Origin of the sequence: Amphritea opalescens (assembly GCF_003957515.1) — a bacterium.
GTDB lineage: Bacteria > Pseudomonadota > Gammaproteobacteria > Pseudomonadales > Balneatricaceae > Amphritea > Amphritea opalescens.
The window spans coordinates 121,497-137,622 of the sequence record NZ_RQXW01000005.1; the positions used below are offsets into that span (position 1 = coordinate 121,497).

18 protein-coding genes are annotated in these 16,126 nt (G+C 49.9%); 5 read left to right on the forward strand and 13 right to left on the reverse strand.

The features are described 5' to 3' along the window. Positions 1 to 27: 27 nt before the first annotated feature. The 6 genes from EH243_RS07135 to EH243_RS07160 all read right to left on the reverse strand — a co-directional run bounded on the left by EH243_RS07135 (position 28) and on the right by EH243_RS07160 (position 5,032). The gene (locus EH243_RS07135; protein ID WP_126157961.1) at positions 28 to 966 is read right to left on the reverse strand and encodes a 5-oxoprolinase subunit C family protein; all 939 of its coding nucleotides are present in this window, start codon (positions 964 to 966) and stop codon (positions 28 to 30) included. Further along, complete coding sequence (gene pxpB / locus EH243_RS07140; protein WP_126158117.1) at positions 963 to 1,652, reverse strand: 5-oxoprolinase subunit PxpB; 690 nt, start codon at positions 1,650 to 1,652, stop codon at positions 963 to 965. The genes EH243_RS07135 and pxpB overlap by 4 nt, the downstream gene beginning before the upstream one ends. Before the next feature lie 17 nt (positions 1,653 to 1,669). Further along, positions 1,670 to 2,404: a 5-oxoprolinase subunit PxpA gene (locus EH243_RS07145; RefSeq protein WP_126157962.1), complete on the reverse strand. Its 735-nt coding sequence runs from the start codon at positions 2,402 to 2,404 to the stop codon at positions 1,670 to 1,672. Positions 2,405 to 2,418: 14 nt separating this feature from the next. Next, on the reverse strand, positions 2,419 to 3,207 hold the full coding sequence (locus EH243_RS07150; RefSeq protein ID WP_126157963.1) for a putative hydro-lyase: 789 nt from the start codon (positions 3,205 to 3,207) through the stop codon (positions 2,419 to 2,421). A 285-nt stretch (positions 3,208 to 3,492) separates the two neighbouring features. Beyond that, complete coding sequence (locus tag EH243_RS07155) at positions 3,493 to 3,690, reverse strand: hypothetical protein (RefSeq protein WP_126157964.1); 198 nt, start codon at positions 3,688 to 3,690, stop codon at positions 3,493 to 3,495. 133 nt (positions 3,691 to 3,823) lie between these two features. Further along, positions 3,824 to 5,032 (reverse strand): EAL and HDOD domain-containing protein, encoded by a 1,209-nt coding sequence (locus tag EH243_RS07160; RefSeq protein WP_126157965.1) that lies wholly within the window; start codon positions 5,030 to 5,032, stop codon positions 3,824 to 3,826. A 210-nt stretch (positions 5,033 to 5,242) separates the two neighbouring features. Between EH243_RS07160 and EH243_RS07165 the strand changes: the two genes are divergently transcribed. Then, on the forward strand, positions 5,243 to 5,761 hold the full coding sequence (locus EH243_RS07165; protein WP_126157966.1) for an SH3 domain-containing protein: 519 nt from the start codon (positions 5,243 to 5,245) through the stop codon (positions 5,759 to 5,761). Positions 5,762 to 6,065: 304 nt separating this feature from the next. Here EH243_RS07165 and hpf read toward each other — a convergent pair whose 3' ends face one another. The 4 genes from hpf to modA all read right to left on the reverse strand — a co-directional run bounded on the left by hpf (position 6,066) and on the right by modA (position 9,180). Continuing rightward, complete coding sequence (gene hpf / locus EH243_RS07170) at positions 6,066 to 6,413, reverse strand: ribosome hibernation-promoting factor, HPF/YfiA family (RefSeq protein ID WP_126157967.1); 348 nt, start codon at positions 6,411 to 6,413, stop codon at positions 6,066 to 6,068. 211 nt (positions 6,414 to 6,624) lie between these two features. Next, entirely contained in the window at positions 6,625 to 7,746 is a 1,122-nt protein-coding gene (modC, locus tag EH243_RS07175; protein ID WP_126157968.1) for a molybdenum ABC transporter ATP-binding protein ModC, read from the reverse strand. Beyond that, on the reverse strand, positions 7,743 to 8,429 hold the full coding sequence (gene modB, locus EH243_RS07180) for a molybdate ABC transporter permease subunit (protein WP_126157969.1): 687 nt from the start codon (positions 8,427 to 8,429) through the stop codon (positions 7,743 to 7,745). Before modB ends, modC begins: the two co-directional genes overlap by 4 nt. Further along, positions 8,419 to 9,180 carry a molybdate ABC transporter substrate-binding protein gene (gene modA, locus EH243_RS07185; RefSeq protein WP_126157970.1) on the reverse strand — a complete coding sequence of 254 codons (762 nt, stop codon included), beginning with the start codon at positions 9,178 to 9,180 and terminating at the stop codon, positions 8,419 to 8,421. The genes modB and modA overlap by 11 nt, the downstream gene beginning before the upstream one ends. 152 nt (positions 9,181 to 9,332) lie before the next feature. On the opposite strand from modA, the gene EH243_RS07190 reads away from it, so the two are divergent. Both EH243_RS07190 and EH243_RS07195 read left to right on the forward strand, forming a co-directional pair. Further along, complete coding sequence (locus EH243_RS07190; RefSeq protein WP_126157971.1) at positions 9,333 to 10,109, forward strand: TOBE domain-containing protein; 777 nt, start codon at positions 9,333 to 9,335, stop codon at positions 10,107 to 10,109. A 71-nt stretch (positions 10,110 to 10,180) separates the two neighbouring features. Beyond that, positions 10,181 to 11,020, forward strand: a complete 840-nt coding sequence (locus EH243_RS07195; RefSeq protein ID WP_126157972.1) for a hypothetical protein — start codon at positions 10,181 to 10,183, stop codon at positions 11,018 to 11,020. A gap of 67 nt (positions 11,021 to 11,087) precedes the next feature. On the opposite strand, the gene EH243_RS07200 is transcribed toward EH243_RS07195, so the two are convergent. Together EH243_RS07200 and EH243_RS07205 are read right to left on the reverse strand one after the other, a co-directional pair. After that, positions 11,088 to 11,705, reverse strand: a complete 618-nt coding sequence (locus EH243_RS07200) for a glutathione S-transferase family protein (protein WP_126157973.1) — start codon at positions 11,703 to 11,705, stop codon at positions 11,088 to 11,090. A gap of 12 nt (positions 11,706 to 11,717) precedes the next feature. After that, complete coding sequence (locus EH243_RS07205; RefSeq protein WP_126157974.1) at positions 11,718 to 12,482, reverse strand: hypothetical protein; 765 nt, start codon at positions 12,480 to 12,482, stop codon at positions 11,718 to 11,720. A gap of 404 nt (positions 12,483 to 12,886) precedes the next feature. Between EH243_RS07205 and EH243_RS07210 the strand changes: the two genes are divergently transcribed. Further along, a complete protein-coding gene (locus EH243_RS07210) occupies positions 12,887 to 13,492 on the forward strand; it encodes a DUF924 family protein (RefSeq protein ID WP_126157975.1) in 606 nt (201 codons plus the stop codon). A 69-nt stretch (positions 13,493 to 13,561) separates the two neighbouring features. After that, entirely contained in the window at positions 13,562 to 14,518 is a 957-nt protein-coding gene (locus tag EH243_RS07215; RefSeq protein WP_126157976.1) for a GGDEF domain-containing protein, read from the forward strand. 176 nt (positions 14,519 to 14,694) lie between these two features. Here the strand turns inward: EH243_RS07215 and EH243_RS07220 are convergent, their stop codons facing one another. Further along, positions 14,695 to 16,116, reverse strand: a complete 1,422-nt coding sequence (locus tag EH243_RS07220) for an FGGY family carbohydrate kinase (protein WP_126157977.1) — start codon at positions 16,114 to 16,116, stop codon at positions 14,695 to 14,697. Positions 16,117 to 16,126: the final 10 nt, after the last annotated feature.

Below are 16,126 nucleotides of genomic sequence, written 5' to 3' on the forward strand. Positions count from 1 at the left end.
GTGACGGTATTATTGTTAGTAACGGATTTAATTCACCTGTTCCGGCTCGGTGTTGTTAAAGCGAACATGGGCTAGGCAGTGCAAGTTGTGAGCTTCATCAATACTGATCTCGTCAAATGAGATCCGTGAGCCGGGCATTAGCTGTGCCATGCGAGCGGTATCCATTGCGATCATGGAGCCGATTTTGGGGTAGCCGCCGATGGTTTGACGGTCATTGAGTAACACAATCGGTTGGCCGTCCGCAGGGATCTGAATTGCACCATGGCAGATCCCTTCCGATAAGATACCATCGATGGTCGGTTTGACTTCCGGCCCCTGTAAACGATATCCCATGCGATCGGCGCGATCGGTTACCTTGTATTCGCTACTGAAAAACAGCCGTTTTTGGTAATCACTAAAGGCATCTTGTTGATAGCCGGTAATCACCCGCAGGTTAATGTTATCGGCATAGTCAGGCCGATGCGCGTCGGCTAAACGGAAGCCGCGATGCTCAACCGCCGGCTGGCAGCTTAAAAAGTCGCCCTGTTGAAGTTTTTCACCGCTCAGGCCGCCAATACCTTCGCGGGTCACGGTGGCGCTGCTTGAAAAGCTGTGTTCCACCTGAAAGCCACCGCTGACGGCCAAGTATGCCCGAGCGCCCTGAGCCGAAAAGCCCACCTCGATCTTATCGCCGGCTTTGATCTTGTGAGCATGCCAGCGGTCTTGCTCGACGCCGTTAATTTTCAACGGCATTTCACCGCCAGTTAGTACAATCTGGGCATCGGTGTCCGCTTGCAGTACTAGTCCGCCAAAGCTGATCTCTAAGGCGGTGGTGTTCAGTGGGTTGTCGACCAAACGGTTGGCCCATTTAAAGGCCTGTGAATCGAGCGGGCCGCCGGTGGTTAAGCCGATTCGGTGATGACCAAAGCGGCCAGCATCTTGAATCAGGGTGAGCAGGCCGGGTTGGATAACGTTAAAGCCACTCATTTAATCTCTCCCAGTTCGCCGCCTTGAGCGAAAAACTCTTCTCGACTGATAGGGTTGAATTTAATGCGGTCACCTACCTGTACAGGCATAGTCGGTGTTGCTTTTGGATCGAACATGCGGGTAGGGCAGAGGCCGATAAGATTCCAGCCGCCAGGGGATACCGCAGGATAAACAGCGGTCTGACGGTCGGCAATGGCGATCGCGCCACGGGGTACTTTCATGCGTGGTGTCGAGAGACGCGGCGCGGCGATGCGCTCATCCACTTCGCCCAAGTAGGCAAAGCCGGGAGCAAAACCGATAGCATACACCCGATATTCCATCTCGCTATGAAGCTTGATCACTTCGTCGATACTGAGGTCAGCGCGCTGCGCCAAAGCTTCAAGATCGGGGCCGGATTCGGGGCTGTAGTAAGCGGGCAGAATAACTAAGTTGCCTTCGCTACTGTCACTATCACTGAGTTGGCCTAAGACCTTGCGTATACAGCGGCGGACTTCAAAGTGATCGGTCGCCAATTGATCATAGATGACCAGCAGAGACGCATAGGAGGGCACCATGTCGATCAGCTTGCCGCTCAGCTCTGATTCGAGAATGGTCACGGCTTGCTGTACTTGGGCAGACACCCGAGGGTCGGTTTTCTCACCGAAATAGATAATCAGGGCGTTTTCCCCGGCGATCTCGATGCGCATAGGGTTGGTTGAAGTCATCATTGGCGAATCAGCTCGCGAATATCTTGGATCGCGTTAACACCATCCATATTATCGCCATGGACACAGAGGGTGTCGGCGCGCAGGGTCAGTGTTTGACCGCTAACGGTGGTGACGGTGCCCTGTTCTTTCAGTTGCTTCACCTGCGCCATCATCTTCTCTTTGTTATGCACCGCGCCCGGTTGGGTGCGGGACAGTAACTTACCATCGTCGTCGTAACAACGGTCGGCAAAGATTTCAAACCAAAGTTCGAGGCCAATACTATCGGCTTCCTGCTGATGACGTTCCGCTTGTGGGGTGCTTTGCAGCATCAACACGAGGGGGCGGTGATATTCTGAGACCGCCTGCATAATGGTGGCACGGATAGTCGCATCCGCCATCATATCGTTATACATGGCACCGTGGGGCTTCACATAGGTCAGCGTTTGGCCTTGGGTGCTGGCCATGCCGTCGATGGCGGCTATTTGGTAAAGCACCATGGCTTTAAGCTCTGCTTCGCTGGCCTTTATGCTGCGGCGACCAAAGCCGACTAAATCGGGATAGCCGGGGTGAGCGCCAATGGTGACATCGTTTTGCTTCGCTAGCGCGAGGGTTTTTTGAAGTACCAGTGGATCACCAGCATGAAAACCGCAAGCGATGTTCGCCTGATCGATATAGGGCATGACGGCTTCATCGAGGCCCATCTTCCAAGAACCAAAACTTTCGCCTAGATCACAATTGAGTCGTAAAGACATCGGTTGAGCTCCTTTTACAAGATTGCTAGACGGCTATTAGGCAGATCGGTAATCAGCATGTGGCCAGGGCTGTGCGTGATACAGAAGTCTGGTTTAGCTTGCTCAATCGCTACCTGAGGGGTAACGCCGCAGGCCCAAAATACGGGTAATTCACCCTCTTTAATGGTGACGGCGTCGCCGAAATCGGGTTTGTTGATATCGTTAATGCCGATTTGATCGGGATCACCGAGGTGCAGTGGCGCGCCATGAACCGATGGGAAACGGGTGCAGATCTGTACGGCGCGGATGGCATCGGCTGCTTTCATCGGACGCATACTGACCACAGTGGTGCCACTGAAACGGCCGGCACTCTTACAAGGAATATTGGTGCGATACATCGGCACGTTAACGCCTTCGGTAATATTACGGACCTCAAGGCCATCGGCAATCAGTGCTTCTTCAAAGGAGAAAGAGCAGCCTAGCACGAAGGTGACAAGGTCATCGCGCCAGAAGGACGTTAGATCGGCCACTTCTTGGGTTAGAACCCCTTTTTCATAGATGCGGTATTTCGGTACATCACTGCGGATATCGATATCTTGGCCAAGATCCGGCAACATAAACTCACCGGGCAGATTGGACATGCCGACGATCGGGCAAGGTCTTGGATTTTTTTGACAGAACTGGAGAAAGTCATTGGCCCACTCTTTTGGCAAGATGGCTAAGTTACCCTGGACAAAACCCTGGCCGTAACCCGAGGTGTTGCCGGTAAATTCGCCACGACGAATCTGTTGACGGATCTCAAAAGGTGTCATTTCTTTGTTCATCAGTTAAACCTTATTCTGCGGGCCGCTGAGCGGCGATTCTTGAATTATCTTAACCTTTAGTGCTATCGCTTCATATAAGGAAACGGTATTGGAGCATGATCAACGGCGAAGCGCAGTTGATAATATCTGTACTGCAGGGGCGTAGCTTAACCCTGCGTGATAAACGGATGCAGGACGCTGACGAGAGTGCCTGAATGGCTGGGGATGACTGACCAGGATCGCTGGTCAGTCGGTTAACTGACTATCTACGTATGTTGAGAGAGCAGTTAATAAACCTGTTAGCGGCTACTGCGCCTGTGCGGCCACCCACTGATCAACCTGAGTTTTAGTGCGACCGAAAAAGACGACCCGAGCAGTGGTATTAAGTGTGCCGTTATGTCCGATCGAACGACGATAAACCCACCAGCTATCGGCTGCTTTCTCAATGATTTCGTCGACGTGACGTAGCTGCTGAAATTGGTTCAGCGGTATCATTGTGCTCATGGTATTTGTCGTGCTCCTGATTTTAATCATCACTATTATCAATAAGTCATTATTGTGGCGGTGCTGCGGTGAGCTGTCTAATGAATAATCGCTTATAGATCTGATAACAATTCTTTATCAGGGTGTTTAGCCGTTATGCCGATATTCTCGTCATGGTTTCCAGTACCCAGCCTAAACTGTCCTGATAGGTTTGATTGAGCTGTTCAGGTTTGTAAGTTGAGGACAATTCATCCCACTTGCTGAGAATAAAGTTATCAACGGTAGTTAATAGCTCGCCATAGGGGCCGTGGCCTTCCCGGATGGCTCGTTCAATGTCTTCGTTGAGGACGACCTGTTTTAGAATATCGTCTTTAGGTGTATCTAGGAGAGTGTCCAATCCCGCAAAGATGCCCATCATAAAGGCGCTAGAATCTGATAAATTTGGCTGATTTTGAGCCAGTAATTCACACATTCTGGCGCGTAGCAGTGTATGTCGTGTTAATTCGTCAGGCTTACCATGTTCGCCGGAGACCGCCATCAGGGCGCACCAACGTTTTATTTCGACGATTCCCAGTAGGGTGACAGCCTCTTCAATGCTGTCTATTTTTCGGATCAGGTTAAAGAGTGGCGAGTTAACGATACGAACGATTTTCAATGTTAATTGAGGGTCTCGTTTAATGATCTTGCCAATGGCCGCAGTGGTGGCGAGCGGGTTGGTTAACAGCGCCATTAACTCTAACATCACCGCTTCATTTGAATTCAGTTTTCGGCCTTCGACCAGTTGGGGTTTGCAGAGGAAATATCCCTGAAACAGCTTAAACCCTAGCTCTTTGCAGCGATTAAACTCCTCTAAGGTTTCGATTTTTTCGGCTAAGAGCGTCACATTAAACTTCTGAAGCAATTTAACGTGCTGCTCTAGTTCTTCATCGGTTAGCGCGAGTAGGTCAAGCTTGACGATATGTACCATCTCGAGAATCGGATCGTATTCGGGGCTATAGATGAAATCATCCAACGCCATCCGGTACCCTGCATCGATATAGTTCTTCACCGATACAATCAAAAGGTCATCGACCTCAATGTCTTCAAGAATTTCAAGCACAATATGTTTACGAGAGAGTTCGGGAATATGTGACGCTTCGAGCATCTCTTTGGTCATATTGATAAAGGCAGGCACGGTCGTCATTTTGCTGGAATGACAGATGCTGGTGTAGTTGTTGAGTAGCACCTGCGATGTTGCACTGTTACCATCGGTTAGCAGGCAGGGCGCCCGGTTGTTGGTGTCTCGGTACAACAGCTCATAGGCGACGACATTAAGCTTGGCATCGTAAATTGGCTGGCGAGCCATTAAGATATCCTGCGCCATGATTGCTCCTTAGAGTGGCCGAATCAACCTTTACTAAAATAGAATGTTTATGACTGATGGGTTTAGTATAGCGCCTTTTGCACTGACAAAACCTATCTATATGACTAAAGTCATGCTTCAAAACAAGTGATTGGCTGAGTATGGTTTGCTCGCCGTGAGACAGTTGATATGATGGCTCGCTATGTAGTTGATAATGAAGGGTTGAGTTAGGTGAAAATTATCATTTTAAGATCGCTAGTATTCGTATTGGTTAGTCTCTTCTCTACAATGTCGTTGGCGTTTGATTATTTTATCGTCAATGCGGACTCGCCGATCTATTCAGCGCCAGACAGCGGCGGTAAACCTCTGACTCATCTTAGCCAGGGCAACGTGCTGCTGCAGATTGAGAAACAGGGTGCGTGGTCTAAAGTATTTTTTCTCTCAACCGACCGACAACCTCTGAAGGGCTGGTTGCCGAGTAATCGACTCACGGCGCAACATCAGCAGTCTCAAGCACAGGCAAAACCGAATCAGCCGTTGGATGGTAAGGCATTAATTGTCTCGGCTAACAGCCTGAGATTGCGGCAGGGGCCTGGGACTCAATATGCGGTCGTGGGTAGCCTAAAACAAAATCAACAGGTCGCAGAACAGGCGCGAGAAGGCGATTGGGTAAAAGTCGCCTATCGTAATGCAGCAGGCAAAAGGGTTGAAGCTTGGACTGCTGGACGTTACCTGCGGGCGCAACCCTAAAAAAGCGGGATCTTTTTTTTTGAGCCAGGTTGATCGGATCGTGATTAGCAGGGTAGCGGGGAATTTTAAGCGCTCGTTGTTGGCCTGTTTGGAACCCTGTTTAGAACCGTTGCGCTGAGAGCCTGTGTTGGGCGTATAGATGTTTAAATCATATCGTCAGGGGTTAAGAGCAGAGTTAAGGGCAGAGTTAAGAACGTCGTAACCCAAAGCTTGACTGCATGGATGATTTTGCATGTGATTGACTTGCTTAGACAACAAAAAAAGGCTGAACAGTGTTCAGCCTTTTTTGGGTTCTAACGAGAAGTTATTCCTCTTCGTCGAGAATCTCTTCAGCTTCATCCAGTACAGGAACAGCTGCACCTTTTTTGTTGGTTTGAATATCACGTATTTTCGCCAACTGTTTATCGATTTTTTGCGCCATAGAATCTAAGGCAGCAAATAGATTTTCTTCGCTGGCTTTTGCAAACAGATCCTTACCAGTGGCGTGGACTGTCGCCTCAACAACTTCTACTTTACCATTGCTCTTTTCAATAGTGACCTGGGCGCTGGTGATATTGTTATAACGTCTTTGACTCTCCTCTAACCAGGCTTCAATTTTTTCTCGTAATGCAGGAGAAACTTTGTCATTGCGGTTGGTAATATTGATATTCATGATGTAACCCTTACTGCAAACTATGCTTGATGTCACATCTACAGAATGCCCTTTTTAGATTTTATTGCAAGCGAATATGTCATAAAAAAATAACCATTTTGTGTTAATTGTTTTAGGTCAATTTGGGTTGGTTAAAATGTCATCAATTTTGAAGCTTAATGATAAAAAAGTGGTGAGCGGCTCGTTTGTTTAAAAGTTTTCTTCTAAGTTATCAACGGGCTATCAGAAAAGCGTTCGATGGTTGGAGGTTCGCCACCTGGTCATTGCGTGAGATGCTGCCACCCTTTATCTGAGCAAACAGCTGTTCGCCGGGGTGAATCGCTAACTCCTCGGCGGCCCAGCGGCTGATCGAGGATTTGAGGATGTGTTGGCCTGCGCGCAGCGTGATGAGACAGGCTGAGGTATTGTCGGTTGATGTCATATCCACGACGGACACGGGAATCACATTACGGATACTGCTCTGTTCCGCTGGTTGACGTACGAGTGATATATCCCGAGCATGAATACGCATTCTAACTCGACTAGCCACCGGCGCATCGATAAAGGGGGTCCACAATGACAAACGATCTCCCAACGCGAGACAACTCATCGAATAACGGCTGCTATGTTCTCTAATACAGGCTTCCAGAATAACGCTAATATCTTGCTCGGGCTGCCAGGGTAGCATCGCCTCCGAGTTCCAGATATCGGCCACCTCACCGTGGCGAATAACGCGGCCTTGATCGATCAGAACCATCTGGTCGGCCAGCCTTAGGAGTTCATCCAAACTATGACTGACATAGATAATGGGGATGTTGATCTCTTTAGCCAGTTGCTCGATATAGGGGAACAACTCTTTCTTACGCGGCTCATCCAGAGAGGCTAAGGGTTCATCCATCAGTAGCATCGCGGGATTGCTGAGTAATGCACGGCCAATGGCCACCCGTTGCTGTTCGCCCCCAGAGAGTGCGGCGGGGTAGCGGTGTAGTAACTGCTCGATACCCAACAATTCGGCAATGGTATTGAGTGATTCTGGGTCTTTATGGCGTCGGCCGTAATTAAGATTACCTTTAACTGTGTAGTGGGGGAAGAGTCGGGAGCCTTGAAATACATAGCCAATCTGGCGTTTTTGCGGCGGTAAATTAATGTTGCGTGCCGCGTCAAACACGACCCGGTCACCGATCAGGATTTTACCCGCATCGGGTTTTTCTAGCCCTGCTATGAGATTGATAATCGAGGTTTTGCCCGCCCCGGAGCGGCCAAATAGGGCGGTAATGCCGGTTTCTTGTAGGTTTAGGTCAATATCGAGATTGATCTCACCCAACTGTTTTTCTAACGTAATCTGCAAGGTCATAGGGCGAGTCTCTTCTGTGCCATGCGGGTCAACCCTTCAGATATCAGTAGCGCGGCCAGTGCTACAACGATTGAAATAAGGCACAGTCGTGCCGCCTCCGCTTCGGCGCCAGGGGTTTCAATAAAACTGAACATAGCGAGGGGGAGAGTGCGGGTTTCCCCAGGGATATTCGACACAAAGGTGATGGTGGCGCCAAACTCGCCCAAGCTGCGGGCAAATGCGAGGATCGTACCGGCCAGCAGACCGGGGACGGTAAGGGGCAGGGTGATGGTGAAAAAAACTTTTAGTGGCGAGGCGCCTAGGGTGCGCGCGGCTTGTTCCAATTTGATATCGACGGCTTGCAGTGACAGACGAATGGCTCTGACCATCAGTGGAAAGGCGACGATAGCTGCGGCTAAGGCGGCGCCTTGCCAACTGAAACTGAAAGAGACACCAAACCATTCATATAATCGGCTACCGATAACGCCCTGCCGTCCCATGCTGATTAACAGTAAATAACCGATGACCACAGGCGGCAAGACTAAGGGAAGGTGAATCAGGCTGTCGAGCAATGCTTTTCCCGGGAAATGGTATCGGGCGAGCACCCAGGCGACCAATATGGCCAACGGTAAGCTGAATAGCACGGCGCTACCGGAGACTTTGAGACTCAGCAGTAGGGCGCTAATTTCATATTCACTCAGCATGGCTAGGGTTTGCTTTGATGGGCTGGAAGCCGTAGCGGTTAAAGATCGCACTGGCCTCGCTAGAAAAGAGAAATTGATACAGCTGCATCGCCTCCGGCAATGGCTGTAGCAGTAGTGCGACGGGGTAGACAATGGGTTCATGCAGGGTGTCAGGAATCAGCTCAATTTGACTGAGCTTGGTGCTTTGTCGCGCATCGGTGTTATAGACAATGCCATAAGGGGCCTCTCCCCGTTCAACCAGTAGCAGGGTTGCTCGGACGTTCTGGCCCAGTGCTAGATGGGGTGCCAGTGATGGCCATTGACCGCTATTCTCTAGAGCCTGACGGGCGTAGATGCCGGCCGGAACATGATCGGGGTTAGCGAGGGCGAGGCGTTCATCGCCTAGTTGATCAGCCAAGGTTGCGAGGCTGACGGGTTGCTTGGCATATTCACTGCGAATCAATGCCAGACGGTTTTTTAACAGTGGTTTATTGGTGTTCGGTTGAATCGCTTTTTTATCGGCAAGAAATTGCATCCAACGGGTATTGGCGGAGATAAATAGATCGGCAGGGGCGCCAGCAGCGATCTGTCGGGCGAGAGATGATGATGCTGCAAATGAGGTAATGACCTTTTGACCATAACGGGCTTCATATTGTCGAGCGATCTCTTCGATGGCGTTAGTCATAGATGAGGCGGCATAAAGCGTAAGGGGGCGAGCCTGCAGTGATATTGACAAGGTTAACAGGCAGAAAAACAGCAATACTTTAGACATTATGAACCCTCATTGTTCATTCTCACGCTTGGTTTGTATCATGATCGGCTAAATAGCGTTTTTTAACGTAGATTTCGCTATATAATAATTTGTATAGCGATACGTTATATATTTTTTTATATAACGTCAAACGATCCTGCGTGGGGTGACAGATGATGGAATTAACGGCGCAACTGACGCTTTCGTTGGAAGAGCAGCTTTATGCCAATCCTCGGCGGATGCATTTGTTGGCCTGCATTGTTGAGACCGGATCTTTGAGTCGCGGGGCGAAACGCGCCGGTATGAGTTATAAAGCGGCTTGGGATGCGGTTAATGATATGAATAGCCGTGCAGATCAAGCGGTGTTAACACTGGCGGTCGGTGGCAAGGGCGGCGGCGGTGCACAGTTGACCCCCTTCGGCGAGCGATTAGTTAAGCTATATCAGATGTTAACCGATATTCAGAACCGTGCGCTGAAGGCGTTGCAGGATGAGTCGGTGTCGCTGGATAGTCTCTTGGCGGCGGTGTCCCTGTTCTCCCCCCAGAGTAGTGCTCGGAATCAGTTGTTGGGGCGAATCAGTGATATAGCCACAGATCAAATTAATGATCTGGTAACCATTGACGTCGGGCTGGAGGAGAGCGGTATTTGTTTAGTTGCTGAGATTACCCACCGTAGTCGGATGCGTTTAGGCTTGCATGACGGTAGCGAAGTATTGGCGCTGATTAAAGCACCGGCGATTGGCTTGCAGGCGCAGGCTGGGGGCAACGCCTTGGCCGCCACGGTGGTCAGTGTCACTGGCACGGAACATGAACAGGAAGTGATGTTAAGGATTGACGAGACAGAACTCTGTGCGGTTGATACTCAGGGTTCTGCGGTGTGGCAGGTTGGGCAAACGGTATATGCGAGCATTGATCCAAAACAGATTGTATTGGCCGCGCTCAGTGAGTAATTTGTAAGGCTAGGCTTAAGTTAGATATAGCCGCTAGGTATGAATGACTAGGAATGAATGGAATAGCATCGATGACCCAAGATCAGCAAAGAATATCAACCTCCGCTCTGGCTAAAGCGCTGGGTAAAAGTAGTCGGCAGATGTTTACTGAGCTGGAAGCGCTGGGCTGGATTAAGCGGGTTGATAATCAGTGGCAGCTGACCAGTAAAGGTGAATTTGAGCAGGGCCGCTATCGTGATAGTGAGCGTTACGGTCGTTATATTGTTTGGCCGGACAGCGTGGTGGAGCATCGGGCACTGGTTAATACGGAAGATCAGTTCACCACGGCCAAAGGTTTGGGGCTGAAAACCGGCTTGCCGGCGGCGCGTATTAATCAACTATTGGCCGATCTTGGTTGGGTAACACCCTGGTTAAAGGGGTGGCAGCTGACGTCATTTGGTACCGCGCAAGGGGGAATACAAAAAGAGGATGCCAGTACCGCGATCCCTTATGTTAGTTGGCCGAAAAAACTCACCGAGAATGCTTTATTTAAACGCAGCCTCGAGCAGTTTAAAGAAGCCGCGGCGGTAGAAACGGTGACGGGTTGCCGGGCGATGGATGGTCATCTGCTGCGCTCGGATGCCGAGGTAAAAATTGATAATTGGTTGTATCTGGCGGGTATCTCCCACGCTTGTCATAAACCTTTACCGTTAAAAGAGTCGGCTCATGCGGATTTCTATCTGCCGCAGATTGGGTTGTATATCGAGTTTTGGGGCAGCGAAAACGACCCCTCTTACCTTGCTGAGAAGATGCGCAAGAAGGCACTGTATGAACAGTATGGCCTAGCGGTAATCGAATTTCAGGAGAGTGATTTGGCACAGCTTGAAGAGTTGCTTCCCCGACAGCTACGCCGGTTTGGGTTGGCGTGCTGAAGGGGCCTGTTGAGCTTATTAAAGAAGGCTAGAGACGATTTGGCTCTCGACTATCGTTTGGCTAAGGCTAAGGCACTGCCATCCCCCGTTGCACGAATTCGATATCGCCCATGGTGTCCATCCACGCTTTGACATGGGGAAAATCCTCGAGTTGAATCTCCTGCCATTCATAACGGCAGGCCCAAGGATAGATGGCAAAGTCGGCGATGCTGAGGTCTTGATCCAGTATAAAGGTGCGGCCCGTTAAGTGTTTATCCAACACGCCCCATAATCGGCGGGTTTCATCGCCGTAACGTTTTTTAGCGTAAGGGACGCTTTCTTTCGCAAAGCGATTAAAGTGGTGGGCTTGGCCTAACATTGGGCCAAAGCCGCCCATCTGCCACATCAACCACTGTAGGCACTCAATTCTTTTCATTGGGTCTGTCGGCAGGAAATGACCGGTTTTTTCCGCTAAGTAGAGCAGAATGGCGCCGCTTTCAAAGAGTTTAACCTGTTGGCCATCGGGGCCATTTTCATCGGTGATTGCAGGGATTTTGCTATTGGGGCTGATGCTCAGAAAATCGGGTTTGAACTGATCATCGGTCAGAATGTTAACGGGGTGCACGATGTAGGGTAAACCGGTCGCTTCCAGCATAATTGAAACTTTGCGGCCGTTGGGTGTGCCCCAAGTGTATAGATCGATCATCGGTGACTCCTGTCACTGTTGCTGGTTAAAGTGGTTGTAGATATCGATCAGTTCATCTTGCGTGAAGGTGACGATAATGAGTTCTTGCCCCGGAGTAATTAGATCTGGATTTTGTCCTAGAACACCCTTGTGATAGTTGTACACATAGGTATCTTTTACCTTCTCATCGAGGATGGTGCCCAGGAAAGAGCTATTTTTATTATCGAGTCGTTCATCGGCTTCGACGGGGATGGCCGCACTGATCGTTTGTTGTTCTAGTTGAATGCCACTGGCAAAGGTGTCAATCAAGCCCTGTTGGATGATGCCCCATAAACCCTGATTGTCGGAAGCATTGACTCCGTGGATATAGAACAGGGTATCGGCACTGTTATCGGGGTTATTGAGTAGCTCTTTGAGTCTGATCTGGTCCGCCATGGGCAGTTGGCTGGCTAAGATGATGGCGTTTTGATGCTGTTGCGAGTTACCGATGGTATCGAGTTGGACGCCGAACGTGATGGCGTTACCATCGCTCACCGCTTGGGTACCGGCAGAGGCGGTGGTTTGATCCGTCGGTAGTTTCAATAGCTGGTCTTGGGTAACAAAATTATTGGCTTGGCCGATCTCGATGACCTGATCGGGTTTTGAGGTAAGGCTTTCTATATGGCGTTTAGCCGCCATTTTGGATAGCTCATCCGGTTCTACGGTTGGCGTCGCCACTGGGGTTGGCTGGGGTTGGTTAAGATAGAGATAACCCACACCTACTGCCGCTAGAATGATTAAAATCAGTAAGTTCCGCATCGTTCCCTCGTTAGAAATTATGTCTCGACTGTACTCAAGTAATAAAGAGTGGTTTATCCTTATAAGGTTCAGACTAAAACAGATTTCCTGTAGATAAAAGGTAAATTATGTCACCGTGGATGTTTCTATGGCGGTTTGATTGCACAGGCTTTACGCAACTCTTCTATACTCAGTAAGATATTGAGCAGTGTTTATGCCTTTGAAGGTAGCGCTTATGGGGAATCGATGATCTGTTTCGAATCCCCTCTATGTTTAATCATGCCGATAGCACATAGAAGCCGTACCGAGAGATCGAACATAGAACGTACATAGACGCACATAAAAAAACAGTATCGAGAGATAGCTCTGAAAACAGGCATCAGCCTTATTTTCATATCTTTACCGAGCGTTAAGTAGGTGTTGAGATGACAGAACAGATTGAGCAAATTTTACAATTCTGGTTTGGCGAACTAAAACAGGGGTTTCCTGTGACTAATCGTAAATCACTGTGGTGGTTTGGTGATGAGGCGATGGATCGACAGCTTGAGGAGTCGTTTGGTCATCAGGTAAGGCAGGCGCTTTGGGGGCAACTCGATGATTGGGCTGGGCAACCCCGTGGACGTTTGGCGCTTATTATTCTTCTCGATCAGTTCACCCGCAGTATCTATCGGGGGTCGGCGGATGCTTTTTCGGGCGATGCCCGCGCAGAGCAACTGTGTCGTGAAGGGTTGAAAAAAGGCCATGACGCGGCATTGGAAGGGAGCGAGAAACTATTTTTCTTAATGCCGTTAGAGCATGCCGAAGATATCAGTGCGCAGGATCTGTGTGTTTCCCAGTTGGAAAACCTGCTCTGTGAAACGCCCCAAGAGTACCGTCATCATATCGATAATGCCCTTGATTTTGCCCATGAACACCGCGATCTTATTGTGCGCTTTGGCCGTTTTCCCTACCGCAATAAAATCCTAGATCGTTCATCAACCCCCGAAGAACTCGCCTATCTTAATCAGCCCCATAAACGTTATGGGCAGTAGGTATTTGCATCACCTAGTAAAAAAGTATTTACTCAACCTAAATGTAGGCGTTATTTAAGGAATTCAACGGTGATAGATACCAGACAGACTGAAACCAACGACCGGCTTCAGACCATTGTCATTCTGGTGGTTTCAGTAATAGTGTTCGCTGTGCTGTATGTTGGGGGTCAGGCGTATGAAGAGCGTGTTGCGGTTCAGCATGTGCATCTAGCGATGGCGCATGAGGTCGATGGAGTTGATCCCGTAGCTGTCAGTAAAGCGACAGACCTTGATCAGTTGTGGTCTGTTTATGGTCCGCAAGCCTCCTTCACTGAAAGTGAATTTCGGCAACTGGCCGATCCTATTATGGCGAGTCATCAAAGTTATCTGCCGCTCTTTATCGCACTGGTGGTAGCGGGATTAACCTTCGCGACGCTTGGTATGATGCTGAAAATGAGGGCCTGTACACGGCGTTTCGATAGCCTTCTTGCCGCTAAGGAGGCCTCGTTGCAGCAGAGCCAAGATAAGCTGGCATCGGTGACGGTGCTCGATGAGTTAACCGGCCTGATCAATAGTCGTCATTTTAATCGAGTATTATCGACGGAGTGCCGTCGAGCCGTGAGGGAGTTTAGTCCGTTAACGCTCATGATTATTGCGGTCGATAAGCCCGATGATGAATCAGCCGAAGCGATTACCGATCAACAGTTATGCCAAGTCGCGGGGGTTCTGAAAGGAGCGATCTCTCGGCCGGGGGATCGGGTTGCCAGAATAGCGGCTAAGCAGTTTGCCTTATTGCTGCCCTCTACCAATGAGCAGTCACCGATGTTAGCGCAGCGGTTGTGTGAGGATATCAGTCAGATCGAACCGGCACATCGCTTGCGTGTCAGCATTGGGACCAGTACGTTGCAGCCATCAGCGCAGCTGACGGCAGAGAGTATTATGGCAAAAACCGAGTTGGCACTCGCTGAGGCGATCCAGTGTGGTGATGGGCAAGTGAAAGCGCACACGGAGGGCGCGAAGGAAATGCCGGTAACATTCGATCATTAACCGGTAGCGATCAAGCACCTTTGCAAAGGTAGCTTCTCTTGGATTGATTCTATTAAAAAGCCAGCGATATGCTGGCTTTTTTATGGCTCTAAATCCTGTTATTAAGCTCGTAAGTTAAGCTCGTAAATTAAGTTCGTAAGTTAAGTCCGGTGATAGGAGTTACTCGTTTCATAGGTCTATTCATTAAGTGATTTGAGATGTTGATCAAAGCTCTCTAACCAAACGCCGTAACGCTGCTGCAGGGCGGGATTGGTTGTCGGCTGAAAGGTAGTGTCCGCTTGCATCTGTCTAAGACTATTAGGCAGTGTTTGCCAAGCGGCGCCTAACCCGGTGATATCATGTTGCTCATAACGTAGCACCGGTAAGCCACTCAGATCCGCTACTCTCTGGCAGAGAGAATCATACTGGCTTGCCTGACCATCAATAATAATCTGTTTAGCGGGAGGCAGTGCCGACATCGCTTTTAAGTTGCGACAGATCAGGAAAACAATACTTTCCATCACCGCGACCATCTGCGCTTTTGGGTCACCCGCATCGTTCAGCCAACATGAACGTTCCAGCGGTTGCCAGTAAGGTGAGCCCACCCCTGCGACCATATTCATAAATAGCGGTGGATCGGTATAGTGAGCGGCCCATTCGTCGATCTGCTGTGAACCGGGGCGACAGTGATTGAACGCCCAGTCCAATGCATTGGATGCACCGCTGATGATCGCTTCGGCGCTATACAGTGGCTGCTTAGCGGCAAGAATGAGGTGGTGGAGTAGTCGCTCTTGTGGATGCAGTCCACGTTCTGTCAGGGCCCTATTCATAAAGCCGCCACTGCCTAGGTGGATATGTAGATTATCCTGTGACGGCTCGCCAAAGGCGAAAAGTGCAGCGGCCTGATCGCTGCTGACAAAGTCGAGGGGTAGGCTCAAACCGGGCAGCTTTAAGGTGCCAAAATGGAACTGGCTAAAGCGCACTTTCGGTAGCAGCGAATCGGGCAGTTGGAGTAGTTCTACCAATTCGGGGTGCCAATTACGATCTTTCAGGGAGTACAGCATGGTTCTCGCTGCGGTGACGCCATCGATAAGGTCGGGTTGTTCATGCACGAGTTGTTTGATCAGCCATGCGGAGATCGGCCCTCCTCGAATGCGATGTTTAGGGTTGTTGGCGGTCATATGCTCCATACACCAGCGTAACTTGGAGGCCGCTAGGTGAACATTCGGGTAAAGCCCCGTTAACTGCCTGATCATGCTCGCCAAGGGCATGAGCTCTTCGATGTAGGCTAAGCCGCGTTGATCTTGCCAGCAGAGTATGGGGGTTAAGGCTTTGCCGTTATCGGCATCCCAGCAGAGCGTGCTAGCCCGTTGCGTGACGAGCGCGGAGGTTCTTAGGTGGCGTCTCTGATCACGGGTGAGTTTACTGATCGCTTCAAGCGAGGCTTGCTTGAGTGCAATCAATACCGATTGGGGGTGCTGTTCTGCACGGTTGGGCGGTGTTAGCTGGGTTTTGACCGGTACTTTGCCCCAGCTTAGGCAGGTGCCGAGACGGTCATAAACCTTTGCTCGGCAATAGTGACTTCCTTGGTCCATGACTAGGCATAAATCAGCGCGCATCGCTCATATC